General features: G+C 52.5%; 20 protein-coding genes and 1 tRNA gene. 7 read left to right on the top strand and 14 right to left on the bottom strand.

The window, feature by feature from the left end; genetic code table 11:
• The 4 genes from wecA to trxA all read right to left on the bottom strand — a co-directional run bounded on the left by wecA (window position 1) and on the right by trxA (window position 3,269).
• Window positions 1-1,104 (bottom strand): UDP-N-acetylglucosamine--undecaprenyl-phosphate N-acetylglucosaminephosphotransferase, encoded by a 1,104-nt coding sequence (wecA, locus tag OGY08_RS22125; RefSeq protein WP_032945680.1) that lies wholly within the window; start codon window positions 1,102-1,104, stop codon window positions 1-3.
• Between the two features lie 238 nt (window positions 1,105-1,342).
• On the bottom strand, window positions 1,343-2,602 hold the full coding sequence (gene rho / locus OGY08_RS22130; RefSeq protein ID WP_002437993.1) for a transcription termination factor Rho: 1,260 nt from the start codon (window positions 2,600-2,602) through the stop codon (window positions 1,343-1,345).
• A gap of 87 nt (window positions 2,603-2,689) precedes the next feature.
• Window positions 2,690-2,809 (bottom strand): rho operon leader peptide, encoded by a 120-nt coding sequence (locus OGY08_RS22135; RefSeq protein ID WP_049259789.1) that lies wholly within the window; start codon window positions 2,807-2,809, stop codon window positions 2,690-2,692.
• 130 nt (window positions 2,810-2,939) lie between these two features.
• Window positions 2,940-3,269 (bottom strand): thioredoxin TrxA, encoded by a 330-nt coding sequence (gene trxA, locus OGY08_RS22140; protein ID WP_001280776.1) that lies wholly within the window; start codon window positions 3,267-3,269, stop codon window positions 2,940-2,942.
• A 143-nt stretch (window positions 3,270-3,412) separates the two neighbouring features.
• On the opposite strand from trxA, the gene rhlB reads away from it, so the two are divergent.
• On the top strand, window positions 3,413-4,681 hold the full coding sequence (gene rhlB / locus OGY08_RS22145; RefSeq protein ID WP_125363356.1) for an ATP-dependent RNA helicase RhlB: 1,269 nt from the start codon (window positions 3,413-3,415) through the stop codon (window positions 4,679-4,681).
• A gap of 136 nt (window positions 4,682-4,817) precedes the next feature.
• Window positions 4,818-6,299 carry a guanosine-5'-triphosphate,3'-diphosphate diphosphatase gene (gene gppA / locus OGY08_RS22150; RefSeq protein ID WP_003829016.1) on the top strand — a complete coding sequence of 494 codons (1,482 nt, stop codon included), beginning with the start codon at window positions 4,818-4,820 and terminating at the stop codon, window positions 6,297-6,299.
• 51 nt (window positions 6,300-6,350) lie between these two features.
• On the opposite strand, the gene rep is transcribed toward gppA, so the two are convergent.
• Entirely contained in the window at window positions 6,351-8,372 is a 2,022-nt protein-coding gene (rep, locus tag OGY08_RS22155; protein WP_057067462.1) for a DNA helicase Rep, read from the bottom strand.
• An 84-nt stretch (window positions 8,373-8,456) separates the two neighbouring features.
• Here rep and ppiC point away from each other — a divergent pair, with 84 nt between their 5' ends.
• The gene (gene ppiC, locus OGY08_RS22160; protein ID WP_003017999.1) at window positions 8,457-8,738 is read left to right on the top strand and encodes a peptidylprolyl isomerase PpiC; all 282 of its coding nucleotides are present in this window, start codon (window positions 8,457-8,459) and stop codon (window positions 8,736-8,738) included.
• Window positions 8,739-8,838: 100 nt separating this feature from the next.
• Here ppiC and ilvC read toward each other — a convergent pair whose 3' ends face one another.
• Window positions 8,839-10,314, bottom strand: coding sequence for a ketol-acid reductoisomerase (gene ilvC / locus OGY08_RS22165; RefSeq protein ID WP_003829020.1), 1,476 nt, complete (start codon window positions 10,312-10,314; stop codon window positions 8,839-8,841).
• Window positions 10,315-10,478: 164 nt separating this feature from the next.
• On the opposite strand from ilvC, the gene ilvY reads away from it, so the two are divergent.
• Both ilvY and fabV read left to right on the top strand, forming a co-directional pair.
• Complete coding sequence (gene ilvY / locus OGY08_RS22170) at window positions 10,479-11,381, top strand: HTH-type transcriptional activator IlvY (RefSeq protein ID WP_003829023.1); 903 nt, start codon at window positions 10,479-10,481, stop codon at window positions 11,379-11,381.
• Window positions 11,382-11,553: 172 nt separating this feature from the next.
• Entirely contained in the window at window positions 11,554-12,747 is a 1,194-nt protein-coding gene (gene fabV / locus OGY08_RS22175) for an enoyl-ACP reductase FabV (RefSeq protein ID WP_008787067.1), read from the top strand.
• A 63-nt stretch (window positions 12,748-12,810) separates the two neighbouring features.
• Here fabV and ilvA read toward each other — a convergent pair whose 3' ends face one another.
• The 6 genes from ilvA to ilvL form a co-directional block, all read right to left on the bottom strand.
• Window positions 12,811-14,355, bottom strand: a complete 1,545-nt coding sequence (gene ilvA, locus OGY08_RS22180) for a threonine ammonia-lyase, biosynthetic (RefSeq protein ID WP_003018007.1) — start codon at window positions 14,353-14,355, stop codon at window positions 12,811-12,813.
• A gap of 5 nt (window positions 14,356-14,360) precedes the next feature.
• Window positions 14,361-16,211: a dihydroxy-acid dehydratase gene (gene ilvD / locus OGY08_RS22185; RefSeq protein WP_008787065.1), complete on the bottom strand. Its 1,851-nt coding sequence runs from the start codon at window positions 16,209-16,211 to the stop codon at window positions 14,361-14,363.
• 60 nt (window positions 16,212-16,271) lie between these two features.
• Window positions 16,272-17,201 (bottom strand): branched-chain amino acid transaminase, encoded by a 930-nt coding sequence (locus tag OGY08_RS22190; RefSeq protein ID WP_125363355.1) that lies wholly within the window; start codon window positions 17,199-17,201, stop codon window positions 16,272-16,274.
• Window positions 17,202-17,218: 17 nt separating this feature from the next.
• Window positions 17,219-17,482: an acetolactate synthase 2 small subunit gene (gene ilvM, locus OGY08_RS22195; RefSeq protein WP_003018017.1), complete on the bottom strand. Its 264-nt coding sequence runs from the start codon at window positions 17,480-17,482 to the stop codon at window positions 17,219-17,221.
• Window positions 17,479-19,125 (bottom strand): acetolactate synthase 2 catalytic subunit, encoded by a 1,647-nt coding sequence (gene ilvG, locus OGY08_RS22200; protein WP_125363354.1) that lies wholly within the window; start codon window positions 19,123-19,125, stop codon window positions 17,479-17,481. Before ilvG ends, ilvM begins: the two co-directional genes overlap by 4 nt.
• Window positions 19,126-19,264: 139 nt before the next feature.
• Window positions 19,265-19,363 (bottom strand): ilv operon leader peptide, encoded by a 99-nt coding sequence (ilvL, locus tag OGY08_RS22205; RefSeq protein WP_001311244.1) that lies wholly within the window; start codon window positions 19,361-19,363, stop codon window positions 19,265-19,267.
• Window positions 19,364-19,715: 352 nt separating this feature from the next.
• On the opposite strand from ilvL, the gene OGY08_RS22210 reads away from it, so the two are divergent.
• The gene (locus tag OGY08_RS22210; RefSeq protein WP_286566605.1) at window positions 19,716-21,236 is read left to right on the top strand and encodes a YifB family Mg chelatase-like AAA ATPase; all 1,521 of its coding nucleotides are present in this window, start codon (window positions 19,716-19,718) and stop codon (window positions 21,234-21,236) included.
• A gap of 24 nt (window positions 21,237-21,260) precedes the next feature.
• On the opposite strand, the gene maoP is transcribed toward OGY08_RS22210, so the two are convergent.
• Entirely contained in the window at window positions 21,261-21,599 is a 339-nt protein-coding gene (gene maoP, locus OGY08_RS22215; RefSeq protein WP_003018025.1) for a macrodomain Ori organization protein MaoP, read from the bottom strand.
• A 106-nt stretch (window positions 21,600-21,705) separates the two neighbouring features.
• Between maoP and hdfR the strand changes: the two genes are divergently transcribed.
• On the top strand, window positions 21,706-22,551 hold the full coding sequence (gene hdfR, locus OGY08_RS22220; RefSeq protein WP_008787063.1) for an HTH-type transcriptional regulator HdfR: 846 nt from the start codon (window positions 21,706-21,708) through the stop codon (window positions 22,549-22,551).
• A 101-nt stretch (window positions 22,552-22,652) separates the two neighbouring features.
• On the opposite strand, the gene OGY08_RS22225 is transcribed toward hdfR, so the two are convergent.
• Window positions 22,653-22,728 (bottom strand) — tRNA-Trp (locus OGY08_RS22225).
• Between the last annotated feature and the right edge of the window lie 125 nt (window positions 22,729-22,853).

Raw genomic sequence — 22,853 nt, forward strand, 5'->3', positions numbered from 1 at the left:
TTATTTGGTTAAGTTTGGTTTACTGTCACGGTTTCTACGCAACTTGCGCTTCCAGCGTTTGATAAATCTCGCTACCTTCCAGGCACGTTTAATACAATAGTCGTACAAGACAAATGCCAGTAAAAAGAGCACCAGCATCACCCATTCCGGAACGACCCGAGAATATTCAGCCAACACGCCGATAGAAGCCAGGATCGCAGCAGCCAGCGTAATCAGGACAAAAGCCTGTCGGGAGGTAAACCCGGCGCGCATAATTAAATGATGAATATGTTGGCGGTCCGGGGAGAAAGGGCTCATACCTTTACGTAAACGACGATACATGATCGCCACCATATCCATTAACGGAATGGCAATAATCCACAGTGCGGTGACCGGGCTAATAGGATGCGTTTTACCTTGAGTGGTCTCCAGCAGGATCCAGATGACCGTAAAGCCAATCAGCGTACTCCCCGCATCACCCATAAAGACCTTATAGCGACGTCCGAGAATACCCAGGTTCAGCATGATGTAAGGCAGAATGGCGGCGATCATGGCAAAACACCAGATAGCCAGGCTTGTCTGGCCGTCAAACCACAAGATAAGCCCCATTGCGGCGAATGATACGCTGGATAGCCCGCCTAACAGACCATCAATCCCATCCACCATGTTAAAGGCGTTAATTGCAGCCCAAACGGCGAAAAGGGTAAGGAAATAGCCAAAAGGACCGAGCACCATTTCCCAAGGGCCAAAAATGAACCCAAGGCTCAACAGATAGAGCTTACCTACCGCCATCATAATGATGCCGATGATAGCCTGGATGGTCGCACGGATTTTTACACTGATATCAAAGCGGTCGTCCAGCGCACCGATAAACACCAGTACACCGGCACAAGCCAGGTAGAGAGTTGCATGCGGGATATAATAATCGGCGATGAGGAACGTAAAGCAAATGCCTGCGTAAACCGAAATCCCCCCAACCAACGGAATCAGTCCCTGATGACGTTTGCGGAAGTTGGGTTTATCCACCAATCCTATCTTTTTCGCAACCTTACGGGCAAAGAAAAGAAACAGCGTTGTGAATAAAAAAATACTGATGAGATCAGTACTTGCTGTCAGTAAATTCACTATACATACTCTCAAAGAATATCAATATATGAAGTATAACCATCCAGGCGATTATTCAGAAGAGAAACCCGATTCCATATCAGGTGGTTCTGTATGATTATTAACCACAAAATACGAATTACAACCCTTCATCGCCAGGCGGTATGTCATACCGGATTATTATTATTGTGTCGTTAAGATTACATCCACAAAAGCAAAACGCCACGTAAAAACGTGGCGTTTTCAGATGATGCCCGAATCAGGAACGCTTCATCATATCGAAGAAATCGTCGTTGGTCTTGGTCATCGCCAGTTTGTTAATGAGGAATTCCATTGCGTCGATTTCACCCATCGGATGGATGATTTTGCGCAGGATCCACATTTTCTGCAGCTCTTCCTGGGTAGTGAGCAGCTCTTCTTTACGGGTACCGGAACGGTTGTAGTCGATAGCCGGGAAGACGCGTTTTTCAGCAATCTTACGAGAGAGATGCAGTTCCATGTTGCCGGTACCTTTAAACTCTTCGTAGATAACTTCATCCATTTTAGAGCCGGTATCAATCAGCGCAGTAGCGATGATGGTCAGGCTACCGCCCTCTTCCACGTTACGTGCAGCACCAAAGAAACGCTTCGGACGATGCAGGGCGTTGGCGTCCACACCACCGGTCAGTACTTTACCGGAAGCCGGAACCACGGTGTTATATGCACGCGCCAGACGGGTGATGGAGTCAAGCAGAATGATAACGTCTTTCTTGTGTTCAACCAGACGTTTCGCCTTCTCGATAACCATTTCCGCAACCTGAACGTGGCGGGAGGCTGGTTCGTCAAAGGTAGAGGCAACCACTTCACCTTTCACCAGACGCTGCATCTCGGTAACTTCTTCCGGACGTTCGTCAATCAGCAGTACCATCAGCACGCAGTCAGGATGATTGTATGCAATGCTCTGCGCGATGTTCTGCAGCAGCATGGTTTTACCCGCTTTCGGCGGAGCAACAATCAGACCACGTTGGCCACGACCGATCGGCGATGCCAGATCCAGTACACGCGCCGTTAAGTCTTCAGTAGAACCGTTACCACGTTCCATACGCAGACGAGAGTTTGCGTGCAGAGGCGTTAAGTTCTCAAAGAGGATTTTGTTACGGGCGTTTTCTGGTTTGTCGTAGTTAACTTCGTTAACTTTCAACAGCGCAAAGTAGCGTTCACCTTCTTTCGGCGGGCGAATCTTACCAGAAATGGTATCACCAGTGCGGAGGTTGAAACGGCGGATTTGGCTGGGAGAAACGTAGATGTCATCAGGACCGGCGAGGTAGGAGCTGTCTGCAGAGCGGAGGAAACCAAATCCATCCTGCAATATCTCCAGCACACCGTCACCAAAGATATCTTCGCCACTCTTTGCGTGCTGCTTCAGGATGGCAAAAATAATGTCCTGCTTGCGCATACGAGCCAGGTTTTCAAGGCCCATATTTTCGCCGAGAGTGATCAGCTCAGAAACCGGCGTATTCTTTAATTCGGTAAGATTCATAATGGTGTGAGTTCTTAAACTTGGGGTAAATCTCGAACTTAATGTTGTGAATGGTATGGCAGGGTCATCCATGCCTGTTTACGGCCATCAACTCATGTCTGTTCGCTGTCTGGTCACAGGAAAGTACGCAGAACTGAAACGACAAGACGGATTGAGTGACAAGCCAGGAATCTGTCCACTTCTCGCGCGAGAAACAACGGGAAGTATTGGATATAACTAGATTCAAACTTAATAAGGTATGTTTAATACGAAGTCAACACTAACTTAGCACGACTCAAGTCGGGCGTCCAGTCATCCGAATCATTTCGAAGTAGGGTCGCCCGATCATGAGACTTCCTTACGCTAAATTAGCGTCGAGGAATTCTTTCAACTGACCTTTGGACAGCGCGCCGACTTTCGTCGCCGCAACTTCGCCGTTTTTAAACAGCAGCAGGGTCGGGATGCCACGGATACCATACTTCGGCGCGGTGCCTGGGTTTTGGTCAATGTTCAGTTTAGCAACCGTCAGTTTGCCCTGATATTCGTCAGCGATTTCATCCAGAATCGGAGCGATCATTTTGCACGGACCGCACCACTCTGCCCAGAAATCAACGAGGATTGCTCCGTCCGCTTTGAGTACATCCGTGTCAAAACTGTCGTCAGTCAGGTGAATAATTTTATCGCTCATAATAACTCCACAGGAATAAGCCTGGTGCATTGGTGTAGCATTAATCAACGACGTGTTGATGTAGCATTAACCAACTAAAGGTTGACTTTATTTCACCGGATACGCTTTCGTAAAGCAATAGTAAGCTGATATTCTACCACACTATGAGCAAAACACATTTAACAGAACAGAAGTTTTCCGACTTCGCCCTGCACCCAAAGGTGATAGAAGCCCTTGAAAATAAAGGCTTTCATAACTGTACGCCCATTCAGGCCCTCGCGCTGCCGCTAACGCTGGCTGGTCGTGATGTTGCCGGGCAGGCGCAAACCGGTACCGGAAAAACGATGGCGTTCCTGACGTCAACGTTTCATTATCTTCTCTCTCATCCCGCGATTGCCGATCGCAAGGTGAACCAACCGCGTGCGTTAATTATGGCGCCAACGCGTGAGTTAGCCGTGCAGATCCACGCCGATGCCGAGCCGCTGGCACAGACCACTGGTCTGAAATTAGGCCTGGCGTATGGCGGCGACGGTTACGATAAACAGCTGAAAGTGCTGGAAAGCGGCGTCGATATTCTTATCGGCACGACCGGTCGTCTCATCGACTATGCAAAACAGAACCACATTAATCTGGGCGCGATTCAGGTCGTGGTGCTGGATGAAGCCGATCGTATGTACGATCTGGGCTTTATTAAAGATATCCGTTGGCTGTTCCGTCGTATGCCGCCAACCACCCAACGTCTGAACATGCTGTTTTCTGCAACCCTCTCTTACCGCGTTCGCGAACTGGCGTTCGAACAGATGAATAACGCTGAGTACGTTGAAGTCGAACCGGAACAGAAAACTGGCCACCGCATTAAAGAAGAGCTCTTCTACCCTTCCAACGAAGAGAAAATGCGTTTGCTGCAAACGCTGATTGAAGAAGAGTGGCCAGATCGCGCCATTGTTTTTGCTAACACCAAGCATCGTTGTGAAGATATCTGGGGCAGCCTTGCTGCGGACGGTCATCGCGTCGGTCTGCTGACCGGTGACGTAGCACAGAAAAAACGTCTGCGTATTCTTGATGAGTTCACCCGTGGCGATCTCGACATTCTCGTTGCGACGGATGTCGCTGCGCGTGGCCTGCATATCCCAGCAGTAACGCACGTATTTAACTATGACCTGCCGGATGACTGTGAAGATTACGTTCACCGAATCGGTCGTACCGGACGTGCTGGCGCAAGCGGTCACTCTATCAGCCTGGCCTGTGAAGAGTACGCGCTGAATTTACCCGCAATCGAGACCTATATCGGCCACTCGATTCCGGTCAGCAAATATAACCCGGATGCGCTGATGACCGATCTGCCGAAACCGTTGCGCTTAACGCGCCCGCGTACAGGCAATGGCCCACGCCGTACCGGTGGTGCTCAGCGTAATCGTCGTCGTTCAGGTTAAGAAAAGTTATGCCATACACAAAATCATTCAGCCTGTATCAAGGCGGCAAGAAAACGAATCCCGATGAGCTTATTTTAGTAGGTGATTCGGGTGAGAGAACGCAGCCAACACAGATACAGGTTGAAGGATGAAGTGTATGAATTCTACTTCGCTGTATGCAGCAATCGATCTCGGCTCGAATAGTTTTCATATGCTGGTTGTACGCGAGGTGGCAGGAAGCATCCAGACGCTCACGCGTATCAAACGCAAAGTGCGTCTGGCCGCTGGACTCAACGGTGACAACGAGCTCTCTGTTGAAGCGATGGAGCGCGGCTGGCAATGTTTGCGCCTGTTTGCTGAACGTCTGCAGGATATTCCGCATCCACAAATCCGGGTGGTCGCCACGGCAACATTACGCATCGCCGTAAATGCCGATGTGTTTATTGCCAAAGCGCAAGAGATCCTTGGCTGCCCTGTCCAGGTGATTAGCGGTGAAGAAGAAGCGCGACTGATTTATCAAGGTGTGGCCCACACAACCGGCGGTGCCGATCAGCGTCTGGTTGTGGATATTGGTGGCGCCAGCACTGAATTAGTCACCGGTTCCGGCGCACAAACCACCTCTCTGTTCAGCCTGTCGATGGGCTGCGTCACCTGGCTCGAACGCTATTTTACCGATCGTAATCTGGCACAGGAAAACTTTGACGAGGCAGAGAAGGCCGCACGTGAAGTTCTGCGCCCGGTCGCCGACAAACTGCGTTTTCATGGCTGGAAAGTTTGCGTTGGTGCCTCTGGTACCGTCCAGGCGTTGCAGGAAATCATGATGGCGCAGGGTATGGATGAGCGTATTACGTTGGCCAAACTGCAGCAGCTTAAGCAGCGCGCCATTCACTGCGGTCGTCTGGAAGAGCTGGAAATCGAAGGGTTAACGCTGGAACGTGCGCTGGTTTTCCCCAGCGGGCTGGCCATTCTGATTGCTATTTTCACCGAACTGAACATTCAATGCATGACCTTGGCCGGCGGCGCATTACGTGAAGGTCTGGTCTACGGCATGCTGCATCTGGCGGTGGATCAGGATATTCGTAGCCGCACATTACGCAATATCCAGCGTCGCTTTATGGTCGATACAGAGCAAGCACATCGCGTTGCCAATTTAGCGACTAAATTTCTCGATCAGGTAGAAAAAAAGTGGCATCTTGAACCGATTAGCCGCGAACTACTGATTAGTGCCTGTCAGCTGCATGAAATTGGCCTGAGCGTTGATTTTAAACAGGCGCCACAGCATGCCGCTTATCTGGTGCGCAATCTCGATCTTCCGGGTTTTACCCCTGCGCAAAAGAAACTGCTAGCAACGCTGTTACTCAACCAGACCAATCCCGTCGACCTCTCTTCGCTCCACCAGCAAAACGCAGTGCCACCGCGCATCGCGGAGCATCTTTGCCGTTTGCTACGTTTGGCGATCATCTTCGCCAGCCGCCGCCGTGACGATCTTGTGCCGGAAATTCAAATGGATGCAAGAAACGAGCACCTGACGGTCACGCTACCAGAAGGCTGGCTGGAACATCATCCGCTGGGTAAAGAGTTAATCGATCAGGAAAGTCAGTGGCAAAGCTATGTCCACTGGCCACTGGACGTTCATTAGATATTGGTTGCCGGATAGCGCGCGTTTACACGTATCCGGCCTACAAAATACCTACTTCGCTTTGGCTTTCGCCATCATTGCCCGAATATTAGCGATGCTGGCCTGCCCTTTTTGCATCCGCTCCTCAGCGCTCACCACTTTACGCTCTTGTTCCCAGATAACGTCATCCTGTGGCAGCTCCAGCAGGAAACGACTCGGTTCCGGACGCACCAGCTCACCGTACTGACGACGCTCTTTACACAGCGTGAAGATGAGTTCTTTCTGTGCACGCGTAATCCCTACGTAAGCCAGACGACGTTCTTCGTCGATATTGTCTTCATCGATACTGCTCTGGTGCGGCAAAAATCCTTCTTCCATTCCCACCATAAACACGTAAGGGAACTCCAGCCCTTTTGATGCATGCAGCGTCATCAACTGCACCTGATCCAGCTCTTCTTCGCTCTCTCCACGCTCCATCATGTCGCGCAGGGTAAAGCGGGTAACGACCTGGGTCAGGGTCATCGGCTCTTCCAGCTCACTGCCTTCCAGCATCTCCGTCATCCAGCTGAACAGCGTATTGACGTTTTTCATACGCATTTCAGCCGCTTTCGGGCTCGGCGAGGTTTCATACAGCCAGGATTCGTAATCAATACCGTGAATCAGATCGCGTACAGCGGCAACCGGTTCGCGCTCCGCCAGGCGCTGAATTTCACCCAGCCAGTGCGTAAAGCGGGTCAGAGAATCATACCCGCGCCCGGTCAGTGTCTGGCTAAGCCCCATATCAAAGCTGGCGGTAAACAGGCTTTTATTACGCGTCATCGCCCATTCACCCAACTTTTGCAGCGTGGCCGGACCGATTTCACGCTTTGGCGTGTTTACGATGCGCAAAAATGCGCTGTCGTCATCCGGGTTGCTCAGCACACGCAGGTAGGCCAGCAAATCTTTAATCTCCGGACGCGAGAAGAACGATGTTCCGCCGGAAATTTTGTACGGGATACGGTTCTGCATCAGAAACTTTTCGAACACGCGCGACTGATGATTACCGCGATAAAGGATGGCGTAGTCTTTATATTGCGTCTTGTTCACAAAGTGATGGGCAATTAATTCCCCGGTCACACGTTCGGCTTCATGCTCTTCATTATTTGCGCTCAGCACCTTCAGCTCAGCGCCGTAGCCCAGCTCAGAAAAGAGCCGCTTTTCAAAGACGTGTGGATTGTTCGCAATGAGGATGTTCGCCGCCTTAAGGATGCGACCTGATGAACGGTAGTTTTGCTCCAGCTTCACCACCTGTAAAGCCGGAAAATCTTTGCTCAACAGTACCAGGTTCTGCGGACGGGCGCCGCGCCAGGAGTAGATCGACTGATCGTCATCGCCCACGACGGTAAAGCGCGCACGTTTCCCTACCAGCAACTTCACCAGCTCATACTGGCTGGTGTTGGTATCCTGATATTCATCCACCAGCAGGTAGCGGATTCTGTTTTGCCAGCGCTCACGCACTTCTTCATTGCGCTGTAGCAGCAGAGTAGGAAGCAGGATAAGATCGTCAAAATCGAGGACGTTACACGCCTTCATATGCGCGTCATACAGACCATAGCAGTGGGCAAAAATACGATCGCGCTCGCCCTTTGCGCTGGCTGCCGCCTGCGCCGGAGTCATCAGATCGTTTTTCCAGTTGGAGATCGTCGAGATCAGCTGCTGGAGAATAAGCTTATCGTCTTCAATTAGCCCTTCGGTCAGTTCCTTAAGCAGGGCCACCTGGTCGGTATCGTCAAACAGCGAGAAGTTCGACTTCATCCCCAGCGCCGCATATTCGCGCTTAATGACATCCAGTCCCAGTGTGTGGAAAGTGGAGATCATCAACCCACGCGCCTCTTTACGACCCAGCGTTTGCGCCACGCGCTCTTTCATCTCGCGCGCAGCCTTATTGGTAAAGGTCACTGCCGCAATATGTCGTGCCTGATAGCCACATTCACGGATCAGATGGGCTATTTTGTTGGTGATAACACGCGTCTTGCCGGAACCCGCTCCCGCCAGCACCAGGCAAGGTCCGGTGACGAATTCGACGGCTTGTTGTTGTCCGGGGTTCAAACGCATAAAGGGTCACTCATGAAAGTCGGGAGGGGAGAATAACAGCGTGGTAGTATAGCCAGCCTTAACCACCCCACTCAAGGCACGATCATGGCAAAAACAGCAGCAGCAGTGCATATCCTTGTTAAAGAAGAGAAACTGGCATTGGATCTTCTGGAACAGATTAAAAACGGCGCCGACTTCGGCAAACTGGCGAAGAAACACTCCATCTGCCCATCAGGCAAACGCGGCGGTGATTTAGGCGAATTCCGTCAGGGCCAGATGGTTCCGGCGTTCGATAAAGTGGTCTTTTCCTGCCCTGTGCTGGAGCCAACCGGCCCGCTGCACACTCAGTTCGGTTACCACATCATTAAAGTGCTGTACCGTAACTAATAGAAAGCCCGGTGTTTAAACACCGGGCTTTTTTTGCCGGATAGCGCTTCGCTTATCCGGCCTACGAAGCGCTGTTGATATGCCATTCCTCTATGAGGAATTATCCTGCGACCGCAATGCGCTTCATATCGGTCATGTAGCCACGCAGTTTCTGGCCCACTTTCTCGATAGCATGGCCGCGAATCGCATCGTTCACGTCACGCAGCTGCGCGTTGTCTACCGCGCCTTCAGCAATCGCTTTGCCCAGGTCGCCGGTCTGCAGGGTGGTCATGAACTCTTTCAGCAGCGGTACGCAAGCGTAAGAGAACAGGTAGTTGCCGTATTCTGCGGTATCAGAGATAACCACGTTCATTTCGTACAGACGCTTACGGGCAATGGTGTTGGCGATCAGCGGCAGTTCGTGCAGTGATTCGTAGTAAGCAGATTCTTCGATGATGCCGGAATCCACCATGGTTTCGAACGCCAGCTCAACGCCCGCTTTCACCATCGCAATCATCAGAACGCCTTTATCAAAGTATTCCTGCTCGCCGATTTTACCGTCGAACTGGGCAGCGGTTTCGAACGCGGTTTTGCCGGTCTCTTCACGCCAGGTCAGCAGTTTCTTATCGTCGTTGGCCCAGTCAGCCATCATGCCGGAAGAGAATTCACCGGAGATGATGTCATCCATGTGTTTCTGGAACAGCGGTGCCATGATCTCTTTCAGCTGTTCGGACAGCGCGTAAGCACGCAGTTTCGCCGGGTTAGAAAGACGGTCCATCATCAGAGTGATGCCGCCCTGCTTCAGCGCTTCGGTGATGGTTTCCCAGCCGAACTGAATCAGTTTTTCAGCATATGCCGGGTCAGTACCCTCTTCCACCAGCTTATCGAAGCACAGCAGAGAACCGGCCTGCAGCATACCGCACAGGATAGTCTGCTCACCCATCAGGTCAGATTTCACTTCCGCAACGAAGGAGGACTCCAGTACGCCAGCACGGTGACCGCCGGTGGCCGCAGCCCAGGCTTTAGCAATCGCCATGCCTTCGCCTTTCGGATCATTTTCCGGGTGAACGGCGATCAGCGTAGGTACGCCGAAACCACGTTTGTACTCTTCACGAACTTCAGTACCCGGGCATTTCGGTGCCACCATCACAACGGTGATGTCTTTACGGATCTGCTCGCCCACTTCCACGATGTTGAAGCCGTGGGAGTAACCCAGCGCCGCGCCGTCTTTCATCAGCGGCTGTACAGAACGCACAACGTCGGAGTGCTGCTTGTCCGGCGTCAGGTTAACCACCAGATCAGCCTGCGGGATCAGCTCTTCGTAGGTACCCACTTTGAAGCCGTTTTCGGTCGCTTTACGCCAGGAAGCACGCTTCTCAGCAATGGCTTCTTTACGCAGTGCGTAGGAGATATCCAGACCGGAGTCACGCATGTTCAGGCCCTGGTTCAGACCCTGGGCGCCACAGCCGACGATGACCACTTTTTTACCCTGAAGGTAGCTCGCACCATCGGCGAATTCGTCGCGACCCATAAAGCGACATTTACCCAGCTGTGCCAGCTGCTGGCGCAGGTTCAGTGTATTAAAGTAGTTAGCCATGATGGTGTACTCCGTGATGTTGTGTTGTGGTGCTTATTATTCGGTTCGCAGATTTGTATTTGCGAGATTGAATCCACATTACAACAGGAAATTTATTGCGGAAATTGATATATTCACAACGTCACATTGCAATTTATGCAACGTAGAAAATCGGAGGCTCGTCTGTGGATTTACGCGATCTGAAAATGTTCCTGCATTTGGCTGAAAGTCGTCACTTTGGCCGCAGCGCGCGGGCAATGCACGTCAGCCCATCCACGCTTTCCCGGCAGATTCAGCGCCTCGAAGAAGACCTCGGCCAGCCGCTGTTTGTGCGCGATAACCGCACGGTTACGCTGACCGAAGCCGGTGAAGAGCTGCGCGTGTTTGCCCAACAGACGCTGTTGCAGTACCAGCAGTTACGCCACACTCTCGATCAACAAGGGCCGTCGCTGTCAGGCGAACTGCATATTTTCTGTTCGGTAACTGCCGCCTACAGCCATCTGCCGCCAATCCTTGACCGTTTCCGCGCCGAGCATCCGTCAGTGGAAATTAAGCTCACCACCGGCGACGCCGCCGATGCGATGGATAAAGTGGTCACTGGTGAAGCCGATCTGGCGATTGCCGGTAAGCCCGAAACACTGCCTGGCGCGGTGGCGTTCTCGATGCTGGAGAATCTGACGGTTGTGTTGATCGCTCCGGCGTTGCCCTGCCCGGTGCGTAATCAGGTATCGGTCGATAAGCCGGACTGGTCGACGGTGCCGTTTATCATGGCCGATCAGGGTCCAGTACGCCGCCGTATCGAGCTGTGGTTCCGCCGTCACAAAATCAGCAACCCATCAATTTACGCCACGGTGGGTGGCCACGAAGCGATGGTCTCAATGGTGGCGCTGGGCTGCGGCGTGGCGCTGCTGCCGGAAGTGGTGCTAGAAAACAGCCCGGAGCCGGTGCGTAATCGCGTGATGATTTTAGAGCGAAGTGACGAAAAAACACCGTTCGAGCTTGGCGTCTGCGCGCCGAAAAAGCGGCTGCATGAACCACTGATCGACGCGTTTTGGAAGATTGTTCTGGAACGTAAATCCGCAGAGTAGCACCAGCGTCAGGTCTAAAATCAGTGGTAGATTCAGTATTGGCGCTCCTTTTCTGTATAATGTCGTGATCCATTGTAGTGGGGGGCTTGTTAACCATCGCGTTAAGCAGGCCAGAACAGACGGTGTCATTGCGCACTTGACAGCGAAAATACAAACTTAATTAGCCATCATTATGATAATCAAACCAAAAATTCGTGGATTCATCTGTACAACGACCCATCCGACTGGCTGCAAAGTCAACGTGGAAAAGCAGATCGAGTATGTTAAGCAGAACGGGAAAATCGAGAACGGCCCGTCTCGCGTGCTGGTGATCGGTGCTTCCACCGGTTACGGTCTGGCTTCCAGAATTTCCGCCGCCTTTGGCAGCGGTGCCGCCACTATCGGCGTATTTTTCGAAAAACCGGGCACGGATACCAAACCAGGTTCCGCAGGCTGGTATAACTCTGCAGCTTTCGACGAAGCGGCCAAGCGTGAAGGTCTGTACTCCAAAAGCATCAACGGCGATGCGTTCTCTGACGAATGCCGTGATGAAGTGATCAAACTGATCAAAGAAGACCTGGGTCAGATTGACCTGGTGGTTTACTCACTGGCTTCCCCAGTGCGTAAAATGCCGAAAACCGGTGAAATCGTCCGTTCAGCGCTGAAGCCAATCGGTGAGGTTTACACCTCTAAAGCGATCGATACCAACAAAGATCAGATCATCACCGCCAGCATTGAGCCGGCAACCGAAGAAGAAGTTCAGAACACCGTCACCGTCATGGGCGGCGAAGACTGGGAACTGTGGATGGGCGCGCTGAGCGAAGCGGGCGTGCTGGCTGATGGCGTGAAAACCGTAGCCTACTCCTACATCGGTACCGACCTGACCTGGCCAATCTACTGGCACGGCGCGCTGGGCAAAGCGAAAGAAGACCTCGATCGCGCGGCGGGAGAACTGCGTAACCAGCTGGCACCGCTGAACGGTTCCGCTAACGTTGCCGTACTGAAGTCCGTCATCACCCAGGCATCTTCTGCGATTCCGGTAATGCCACTGTACATCTCCATGGTCTTCAAGCTGATGAAAGCGCAAGGGATTCACGAAGGTTGTATTGAGCAGATCAACCGTCTGATGACCACCAGCCTGTACGGCGATAAAGTGGCGCTTGATGACAACCAGCGTATCCGTATGGATGACTGGGAACTGCGTGACGACATTCAGCAGGCATGTCGCGATCTGTGGCCGCTGATCACTACCGAAAACCTGGCGCAAGAAACTGACTATGCAGGATACAAGCAGGAATTCCTGAACCTGTTCGGTTTTGCCCTCGACGGTGTGGATTACGATGCTGACGTGAATACCGAAGTCGAATTCGACGTTATCACTCTGTAATCTGCTGATACAGTAGCAAAAAGGGTTCATGTTTTTACATGAACCCTTTTTTAATGGCTGTCGTTAACCCGCCAGGAAGAACCTGAACGCCGGGTTATGTGTTTCATCATGACAGTCATAACCCAGTTCATTCAGCCGCGTTTCGAAATCAGGCTCGTGTTCACCCAACTCAAACGCCGCCAGCACACGACCATAGTCAGTGCCGTGACTGCGATAGTGGAACAATGAAATATTCCAGTGCGTCCCCAGGGTATGCAGGAATTTGAGCAACGCCCCCGGCGACTCCGGAAATTCGAAGCTATAAAGACGTTCCTGTAAGGGTTTCGACGGACGTCCACCGACCATATAGCGCACGTGTAGCTTCGCCATCTCGTCATCAGACAGATCCACCACGCTATAGCCGCCCTCATTGAGCAGTTGCAGGATTTCCTTACGCTCTTCCAGCCCACGGCTCAGACGTACGCCGACAAAAATGCAGGCGTCTTTCGCATCAGCAAAGCGGTAGTTAAACTCGGTCACCGAGCGCCCGCCCAGCAGTTGGCAAAACTTCAGGAAGCTGCCCTTTTCTTCCGGGATGGTCACGGCCAGCAAGGCTTCGCGCTGTTCCCCCAGCTCGCAACGTTCGGAAACGTAGCGCAGGCCGTGGAAGTTAACGTTAGCGCCGGAAAGAACATGCGCCAGACGCTCACCGCGAATATTATGCTGGGCGATGTATTTTTTCATCCCCGCCAGCGCCAGCGCCCCGGAAGGCTCCGCCACCGCACGTACATCCTCGAACAGGTCTTTCATTGCCGCGCAAATAGCATCGCTATCCACGGTAATAATATCGTCGAGGTATTCCTGGCACAGACGGAAGGTTTCATCGCCAATACGTTTGACCGCCACGCCTTCGGCAAAGAGACCCACTCGCGGCAGATCCACCGGATGACCGGCATCCAGCGCCGCTTTCAGACAGGCCGAATCTTCGGCTTCCACGGCAATCACTTTGATTTGCGGCATCAGCTGTTTAATTAGCACCGCAACACCTGCCGCCAGACCACCGCCGCCAACTGGCACAAAGACGCGATCGAGATGCGCGTCCTGCTGGAGCAGCTCCAGCGCCAGCGTGCCCTGCCCGGCAATCACCATCGGATGATCGAACGGCGGCACCCAGGTAAACCCCTGCTGCTGCGACAATTCAATCGCTTTGGCTTTGGCTTCATCAAAGTTCGCGCCGTGCAGCAGCACTTCTCCGCCGAAGCCGCGAACGGCGTCGACTTTGATATCGGCGGTAGCCGTTGGCATGACAATCAGCGCCTTCACGCCTAATCGCGCAGAAGAGAAAGCGACGCCCTGAGCATGATTACCAGCCGATGCGGTAATGACGCCATGCGCTTTTTGCTCTTCGGTCAAGCCCGCCATCATGGCATAGGCACCGCGTAGCTTGAAGCTGTGAACAGGTTGACGGTCTTCGCGCTTCACCAGAATGACATTGTCGAGGCGCGAAGAGAGTTTTTCCATTTTCTGTAGCGGCGTTACCTGTGCCGCTTCGTATACCGGCGCACGCAGTACCGCTCTGAGATACTCGGCGCCCTCAGGAGCGCCGGATAGAGGTTGTGAATCCGCCATGGTCATTATCCCCCGAGCTTCGACTTATCGCGCACCGCACCTTTGTCGGCACTGGTTGCCAGGCTGGCGTAAGCGCGCAGTGCAAAGGAGACCTGACGCTGACGATCCTTTGGCGTCCAGGCTTTGTCACCGCGAGCTTCCTGCGCTTCACGGCGCGCAGCGATTTCCGCATCACTCAGTTGAAGTTGAATACCACGATTCGGGATATCGATGGCAATCATGTCACCATCTTCGATAATCGCGATATTACCGCCGCTGGCCGCTTCCGGAGAAACGTGACCAATGGAAAGCCCCGAAGTACCGCCGGAGAAACGACCGTCGGTAATCAGCGCGCAAGCCTTACCGAGGCCCATCGATTTCAGGAAGGTGGTGGGGTAGAGCATTTCCTGCATGCCAGGCCCGCCTTTCGGCCCTTCGTAGCGAATGACAACCACGTCGCCAGCCACCACTTTACCGCCGAGGATGGCTTCAACCGCATCGTCCTGGCTTTCATACACTTTTGCCGGGCCGGTGAATTTCAGGATGCTGTCATCCACGCCTGCGGTTTTTACAATACAGCCGTTTTCCGCGAAGTTACCGTACAGAACTGCCAGACCGCCGTCTTTGCTGTAAGCATGCTCCAGCGAGCGAATGCAGCCTTCAGCGCGGTCGTCATCCAGCGTATCCCAACGGCAGTCCTGTGAGAACGCCTGGGTAGTACGAATGCCGGCCGGGCCTGCACGGAACATTTTTTTCACCGCGTCGTCTTTGGTCAACATCACGTCATACCGATCGAGCGTTTGCGGCAGAGTCAGCCCCAGCACGTTTTTCACGTCGCGGTTCAGCAGTCCAGCACGATCCAGTTCGCCTAAAATACCCAGTACGCCGCCTGCGCGGTGCACGTCTTCCATATGGTATTTCTGCGTACTCGGCGCCACTTTACACAGCTGCGGGACTTTGCGGGACAGCTTGTCGATATCACTCATGGTGAAGTCGATTTCCGCTTCCTGCGCGGCCGCCAGTAGGTGCAGAACGGTATTGGTGGAGCCGCCCATGGCGATATCCAGCGTCATGGCGTTCTCAAACGCTGCCTTGCTGGCAATGTTGCGCGGCAGCGCGGAAGCATCGTCCTGCTCATAATAACGTTTGGTCAGCTCGACGATGCGCTGGCCTGCGGTGAGGAAAAGTTCTTTACGGTCGGCGTGAGTCGCCAGCAGCGAACCGTTACCCGGCTGCGACAAGCCCAGCGCTTCGGTCAGGCAGTTCATCGAGTTAGCGGTGAACATACCGGAACAGGAGCCGCAGGTTGGGCAAGCGGAACGTTCAACCTGCTCGCTTTGTGAGTCGGAAACTTTCGGGTCAGCGCCCTGAATCATCGCATCAACCAGATCCAATTTGATGATTTGGTCAGAGAGCTTGGTTTTCCCGGCTTCCATCGGGCCGCCGGAAACGAAGATAACCGGGATGTTCAGGCGCAGAGAGGCCATTAACATCCCGGGGGTGATTTTGTCGCAGTTGGAGATACAGACCATCGCATCGGCGCAGTGGGCATTAACCATGTACTCAACGGAGTCAGCGATCAGCTCACGCGACGGCAGTGAATACAGCATGCCGCCATGACCCATGGCGATACCATCATCCACAGCAATGGTGTTGAACTCTTTCGCCACGCCGCCTGAGGCTTCGATTTGTTCGGCAACCAGCTTACCGAGATCGCGCAGGTGGACGTGACCCGGCACAAACTGGGTAAAGGAGTTCACCACAGCGATAATCGGTTTACCGAAGTCATCATCGGTCATCCCGGTGGCGCGCCACAATGCGCGGGCACCCGCCATATTGCGGCCGTGGGTGGTGGTAGCAGAACGATACTTAGGCATGCTTGATTAACTCCCGTCTGTCTAATAATTGGGACGGTGCGTGCCGTCCCAAATTTATGTTTATTGATTAACCTGATCCAACCAGCCGTATTTATCTTCCGTTTCACCGGTGAAGAGGCCAAAGAAGGCCTGCTGGATGCGTTTGGTGACCGGACCGCAGCGGCCTTCGCCCACCTGGATACCATCGACACTGCGTACTGGGGTGATTTCGGCCGCGGTACCGGACATGAACACTTCATCGGCCAGGTACAGTGATTCACGGGACAGCACCTGCTCACGCACTTCGATATCGAGATCTTTCGCCAGCTTAATGATCGCATCACGAGTGATACCCGGCAGCGCGGAAGAGGTAAACGGCGGGGTAAACAGAATGCCGTCTTTTACTTCAAACAGGTTTTCGCCCGCACCTTCGGAGATGTAGCCATTCACGTCCAGCGCAATGCCTTCCTGATAGCCATGACGACGCGCTTCGCTACCCACCAGCAGCGAAGACAGATAGTTACCGCCAGCTTTAGCAGCAGTAGGGATGGTGTTCGGCGCAACGCGGTTCCAGGAAGAAACCATCGCGTCGATCCCCTGCTCCAGCGCTTCTGCACCAAGGTAAGAACCCCACGGGAACGCGGCGATGATCACGTCAGTGGTGTATCCCGCTGGCGGGTTAACGCCCATCCCCACGTCGCCAACAAACACTAGCGGACGGATATAGGCGCTGGTCAGATTGTTTTTACGAATCACCTCGCGGCAAGCTTCCATCAGCTCATCAACGCTCTGAGAAACCGGAAAACGATAGATCTTGGCTGAATCACGCAGACGCTGCATATGCTCGCGATGACGGAACACCACCGGCCCTTTGTGAGAATCGTAGCAACGGATGCCTTCGAATACTGAAGTACCGTAGTGCAGCGCGTGGGACATCACGTGAACCTTCGCGTCTTCCCAACGAATCATCTCGCCATTAGACCAAATGTAATCAGCTTTTTTCGTCGTCATTTTTCTTCCTTTTGCGCTCAGGCGCGGATTTGTTGTGATGTGGTTGTGCTCTGGCAGATAGCAACATGTGCAACGTCTACCAGTTTACTTAACTGACTAAACAGTAAGTCGACCGACCGGGGGCTGGCAACGGTCAATTCGATATTTATATTTTGCGCATCGCTGGCGGCTTCCATATTCATGGAGCACACCTGAAAACCACGATGGCGTACCACGCGTAAAACACGTTCTAACGTTTCCGGATTGAAACGAGCCTCAACGGCGACCTGATGTTGCATCATGATAATTTCTCCAGCATTTCTGAGTTACTGGCACCTGGCGGTACCAGAGGCCAGACATTCTCAAGTTCGTCGATTGAGACATGAAGCAGGTATGGCCCCTCGCTGTTCAGCATGGTGTCGAGTGCCGCTTCAACCTGGTCTTTACGGGTGATGTGTTGACCTGGTATGCCGAAGGCGCTGGCCAACATGAGGAAATCGGGGTTATCGGTAAGGGTGGTTTCGCTATAACGTTCCTGGAAAAACAGCTGCTGCCATTGTCGCACCATGCCTAACCGCTGGTTGTCGAGTAAGACTATTTTCAGCGGCAACTGCTTGCGTTTTACGGTGCCCAGCTCCTGTACATTCATCATGAAGGAACCGTCACCGGAGATACAGATTACCGTATCGTTCGGGCGAGCAACCTGCGCGCCAACCGCTGCTGGCAGGCCAAAGCCCATCGTACCCAGGCCGCTCGAGGTGATGAAGTTTTCCGGGCGGGTGTAGGTCATATGCTGCGCCGACCACATCTGATGCTGACCAACATCCGTTGTCACTACGCTGTCTGCGGGTTTGCGATCGGACAACTGCTTCAACAACAGTGGCGCGTAGATAGCCTCACCGGGATGATCATAGCGCCAGGTATGCTCTGTGCGCAGTTCAGCGCTATGCTGACGCCATGCGTCAATCTTCAGAGATTGCTGCAATGCCGGCAGCAGAGAATTTAAATCACCCTGCAGGGCGACGTGCGCCTGGCGCAGCTTGTTCATTTCCGCAGGGTCGATATCCATGTGGATCACGCTGGCGTTCGGCGCGAAGGTATTCAGCTTGCCGGTCACCCGGTCATCAAAACGCGCGCCCACGGCAATCAGTAAATCACATTCTTGCACCGCGAAATTTGCCGCTTTAGTGCCATGCATTCCCAACATACCCAAATAGTATGGGTAGTCAGCTTCTACTGCGCCCAGACCTTTCAGCGTGCAGGCGACCGGCATTTGGGTTACCGCGATAAATTCACGCAGGGCCGGGACCGCCTGCGCCATACCAACGCCGCCACCGACGTACAGGATCGGTTTTTGCGCCTGCGCCAGCATTTTACGCGCCTGCTCAACGTCAGCGTGCGGGAAAACCTCTACGCTTTCGACGGTCGTAAAATACGGCTCCAGCGTACCGCTGGCCAGCTGGATGTCTTTCGGGATATCAACCAGAACCGGACCCGGACGACCGGAGTTCGCCACAGCGAAAGCCTCTGCCATGATGCGCGGCAGCTCTTCCAGTGACTGCACCAGGAAACTGTGTTTGGTGCAGGACAAAGACATACCCAGAACGTCCACTTCCTGGAACGCATCCGTTCCAATGAAAGGTGAGGCCACCTGGCCGGTGATCGCCACCACCGGAACAGAATCTAACAGCGCATCGGCGAGTCCGGTGATCAGGTTGGTAGCGCCAGGACCTGAAGTGGCGATACACACACCGGTTTTACCGGTCGCACGGGCATAGCCAATTGCCGCCATTGCCGCACCCTGCTCGTGTCGGCACAACAGGTGTTCTACGCCGCCGTCATACAACGCATCGTAAACCGGCATAATTGCGCCACCAGGATAACCAAAGACGGTTTGAACCCCTTGTGCACGCAACGCATGTACCACCCACTGTGCCCCATTCATAGTTACATCCCCGCCGTAAATCTTGAGAAACAGAATTTTATGCTACCGTTCACTTTCTGCTCCTCATGTATGTTTTTAAGGTCAAAAAAAACCCCCGGACCTTTCGGTGCGGGGGTCTTAGTTCGTTAAGGCTTGTTTTCTAAGCCTTTCCTCGTCCAAGTGCAGCCCCGCACGGTGGGATAATAATCACCACCACGCTAATCACGACCAGGCTAATCACTCGTAGAAGGGCTGTCATTTTTGTATTTTCTTGCATCTTGTTCGAAGGAATACCTAAAGAGTTACCATAGAATTTGCAAATGACACAAGATATTTTTTTATTCGTTTTTCTGACGCCGTTAACGGATTAGATAAATATCGTTGTTTTTTATACAAAAAATCAAAAGTGAAAATATTTCACGTTTCAGGTGATTCTCGGCAACCCGTTTCCTACTAAAAACGTTATTCAAAAGCGTTTGCGAGCGCTATTCCAGGCTTTATGCAAGCAGTATTGAGCTACATAAAAACACAGGAATAAGCCTCTAAAAACCGTAATTATGTGAAATCTTGCCGCGATGTATTGCGACATAATGCTTTCATCAGGAGGGCTTATGTCACTATCGATTGTTCACACACGCGCTGCGCTGGGCGTGAATGCGCCAGCCATTACCATCGAGGTACATATCAGCAATGGTTTGCCTGGTTTAACCATGGTGGGATTACCCGAAACAACGGTAAAAGAGGCTCGCGATCGAGTTCGCAGTGCGATTATTAATAGCGGTTATGAATTCCCGGCAAAGAAGATAACCATAAACCTCGCTCCGGCCGATCTCCCGAAAGAAGGGGGACGATATGATTTACCTATCGCAGTTGCGCTTCTGGCAGCGTCTGAGCAGCTTACAACCCATAACCTCGATACATATGAGCTGGTAGGCGAATTAGCGCTTACAGGCGCGTTACGCGGCGTTCCCGGTGCGATATCAAGTGCAACTGAAGCTATTCGCGCAGGCAGGAGAATTATTGTCGCAAAAGAGAATGCAGCTGAAGTGGGACTGATACACGGTGAAGGGTGCCTGATAGCCGATCATCTACAGGCCGTATGCGCATTTCTCGAAGGTAAGCATGATTTAGACAGACCATCATCGGCAGATTTTACCCCCTGCGCATTAGCAGATGATCTGAGCGATGTTATCGGCCAGGAACAGGGTAAACGCGGACTGGAACTTACCGCAGCTGGCGGTCATAACCTCTTACTCATCGGGCCGCCGGGAACGGGTAAGACCATGCTGGCCAGTCGCCTGAGAGGATTGCTTCCGCCACTAAGCAATGATGAAGCACTGGAAAGCGCCGCGATTCTAAGTCTGGTCAATTCCGACACGCTACAAAAACAGTGGAAACAACGCCCTTTTCGTTCGCCGCATCACAGTGCTTCATTAACTGCCATGGTCGGTGGCGGCTCTATTCCTGCGCCAGGCGAGATATCTCTGGCGCATAACGGCATACTGTTTCTGGATGAACTTCCCGAGTTTGAGCGGCGCACGCTGGATGCACTGCGAGAGCCCATTGAGTCCGGGCAGATTCATTTATCCCGCACTCGGGCAAAAATAACTTACCCCGCGCGTTTTCAGCTTATTGCTGCCATGAATCCCAGCCCAACAGGACATTATCAGGGGAACCATAACCGCTGTACCCCAGAGCAGACGCTACGCTACCTCAATCGATTATCAGGTCCATTTCTTGACCGCTTCGATCTCTCCCTCGAAATCCCCTTACCGCCGCCCGGCATACTCAGCCAGAGCCAGGTAAAAGGGGAAGATAGCGCAACGGTGAAGCAACGCGTTATGGCAGCACGAGAGCGTCAGTATCGGCGGCAGAATAAGTTAAATGCGCACCTGGACAGTCAGGATATCCATAAATACTGTCCATTGCGTAGCGACGATGCGCAGTGGCTTGAAGAAACGCTCACGCATCTCGGATTATCCATCCGCGCCTGGTTACGCCTGATAAAGGTCGCTCGAACGATCGCGGATATAGAACAATCTGACCATATCTCTCGCCAGCACTTACAGGAGGCTGTTGGGTATCGGGCGATAGACAGATTACTCATTCATTTGCAGAAACTACTGGCATAAAAAAAGGGCTTTCGCCCTTTTTTATTAATCATCAGATTCGGTGTAGTCTTCCGCACCTTCCACCTGAGGTTTCCCGCCAGACAGCGTGTGGAAGCGTTTTGGACGCTTAATGCGCGTCATGTATTTGGACCACACACGTTCAGCTTCGGTAACCGGTTCGCGCTCACCACGGCATACCGCAACAAACAGTTTTTCTTCTTCCGTTACCGGCTCACGCTTGCCCAGATCCAGCTCGTTGAAAGCATAACCGTGACGCTCAAGCAGTTGTGCTTCTTTAATGGTGAAATCACCATGACGGGAGAATCCGCGGGGATAATATTTATTATCGAAATATCGATTAGTCGTCGTAAAGCTTTCCGCCATCCTGCACGCTCCTAATTCTTTGGCCGAGCTATTTATGGCGCGGAGTATTAGTTACGCTTGACAGAGCGTCAAACAAAAGATTTAAATCATAACGACAAATAATTTTATGGAGCGAGTTGTGGATACGGAATTGTTAAAAACTTTCCTGGAAGTTAGCCGGACACGCCACTTTGGCAGGGCTGCTGAAGCGCTCTATCTGACCCAATCAGCGGTTAGTTTTCGGATCAGACAACTGGAAAATCAATTGGGTGTAAACCTGTTCACCCGACACAGAAACAATATCCGTTTAACCGCTGCAGGTGAAAAATTATTACCTTACGCTGAAACGCTGATGAATACGTGGCAAGCAGCACGTAAGGAGGTTGCGAATACCTCGCGGCATAACGAGTTTTCTATTGGTGCCAGCGCATCCCTCTGGGAATGCATGCTTAATGGCTGGCTGGGGCGTTTGTACCAATCCCAGGAGCCACAATCCAGCCTGCAATTTGAAGCGAGGATCGCGCAGCGACAGTCGTTAGTAAAACAGCTTCATGAACGACAGCTTGATCTATTGATTACTACCGAAACGCCCAAAATGGACGAATTTAGCAGCCAACTGTTGGGATATTTCACGCTGGCGCTGTATTGCAGTTCTCCTTCACAAACCAAAGATGAACTGAATTATCTGCGTCTGGAATGGGGACCTGACTTTCAGCAACACGAGGCTGGATTGATTGCGGGAGATGAAGTGCCGGTACTTACCACCAGTTCGGCAGAATTAGCCAGGCAGCAACTTTCAGTCCTCAAAGGTTTTAGCTGGCTACCGGTCAGCTGGGCTAAAGGTAAAAGCGATCTCCATACGGTTACCGACAGTACAACGCTTTCACGCCCGTTATATGCAGTTTGGCTGCAAAATAGCGATAAACATGCGCTGATTTGTGATCTGCTGAGAACGAATATTCTGGAAGATTAAGGAAAACGCTGGCAAGGATGCCGGGAGTAAAATAGAAAGAAGGAAAAACTCAAATTACAGGTAAAAAAAAAATCCTTAGCAATAATGCTAAGGATTGTTTCTGGCAGGGGCGGAGAGACTCGAACTCGCGACACCCGGTTTTGGAGACCGGTGCTCTACCAACTGAGCTACGCCCCTAAATCTTCTTATCATTAAGCCTGCTTAGTAGCAGGCTTAATTTTCTAATAAGTGGCGGAACGGACGGGACTCGAACCCGCGACCCCCTGCGTGACAGGCAGGTATTCTAACCAACTGAACTACCG

Origin of the sequence: Citrobacter sp. Cpo069 (genome assembly GCF_030332785.1) — a bacterium.
Taxonomy (GTDB): Bacteria; Pseudomonadota; Gammaproteobacteria; order Enterobacterales; family Enterobacteriaceae; genus Citrobacter; species Citrobacter portucalensis.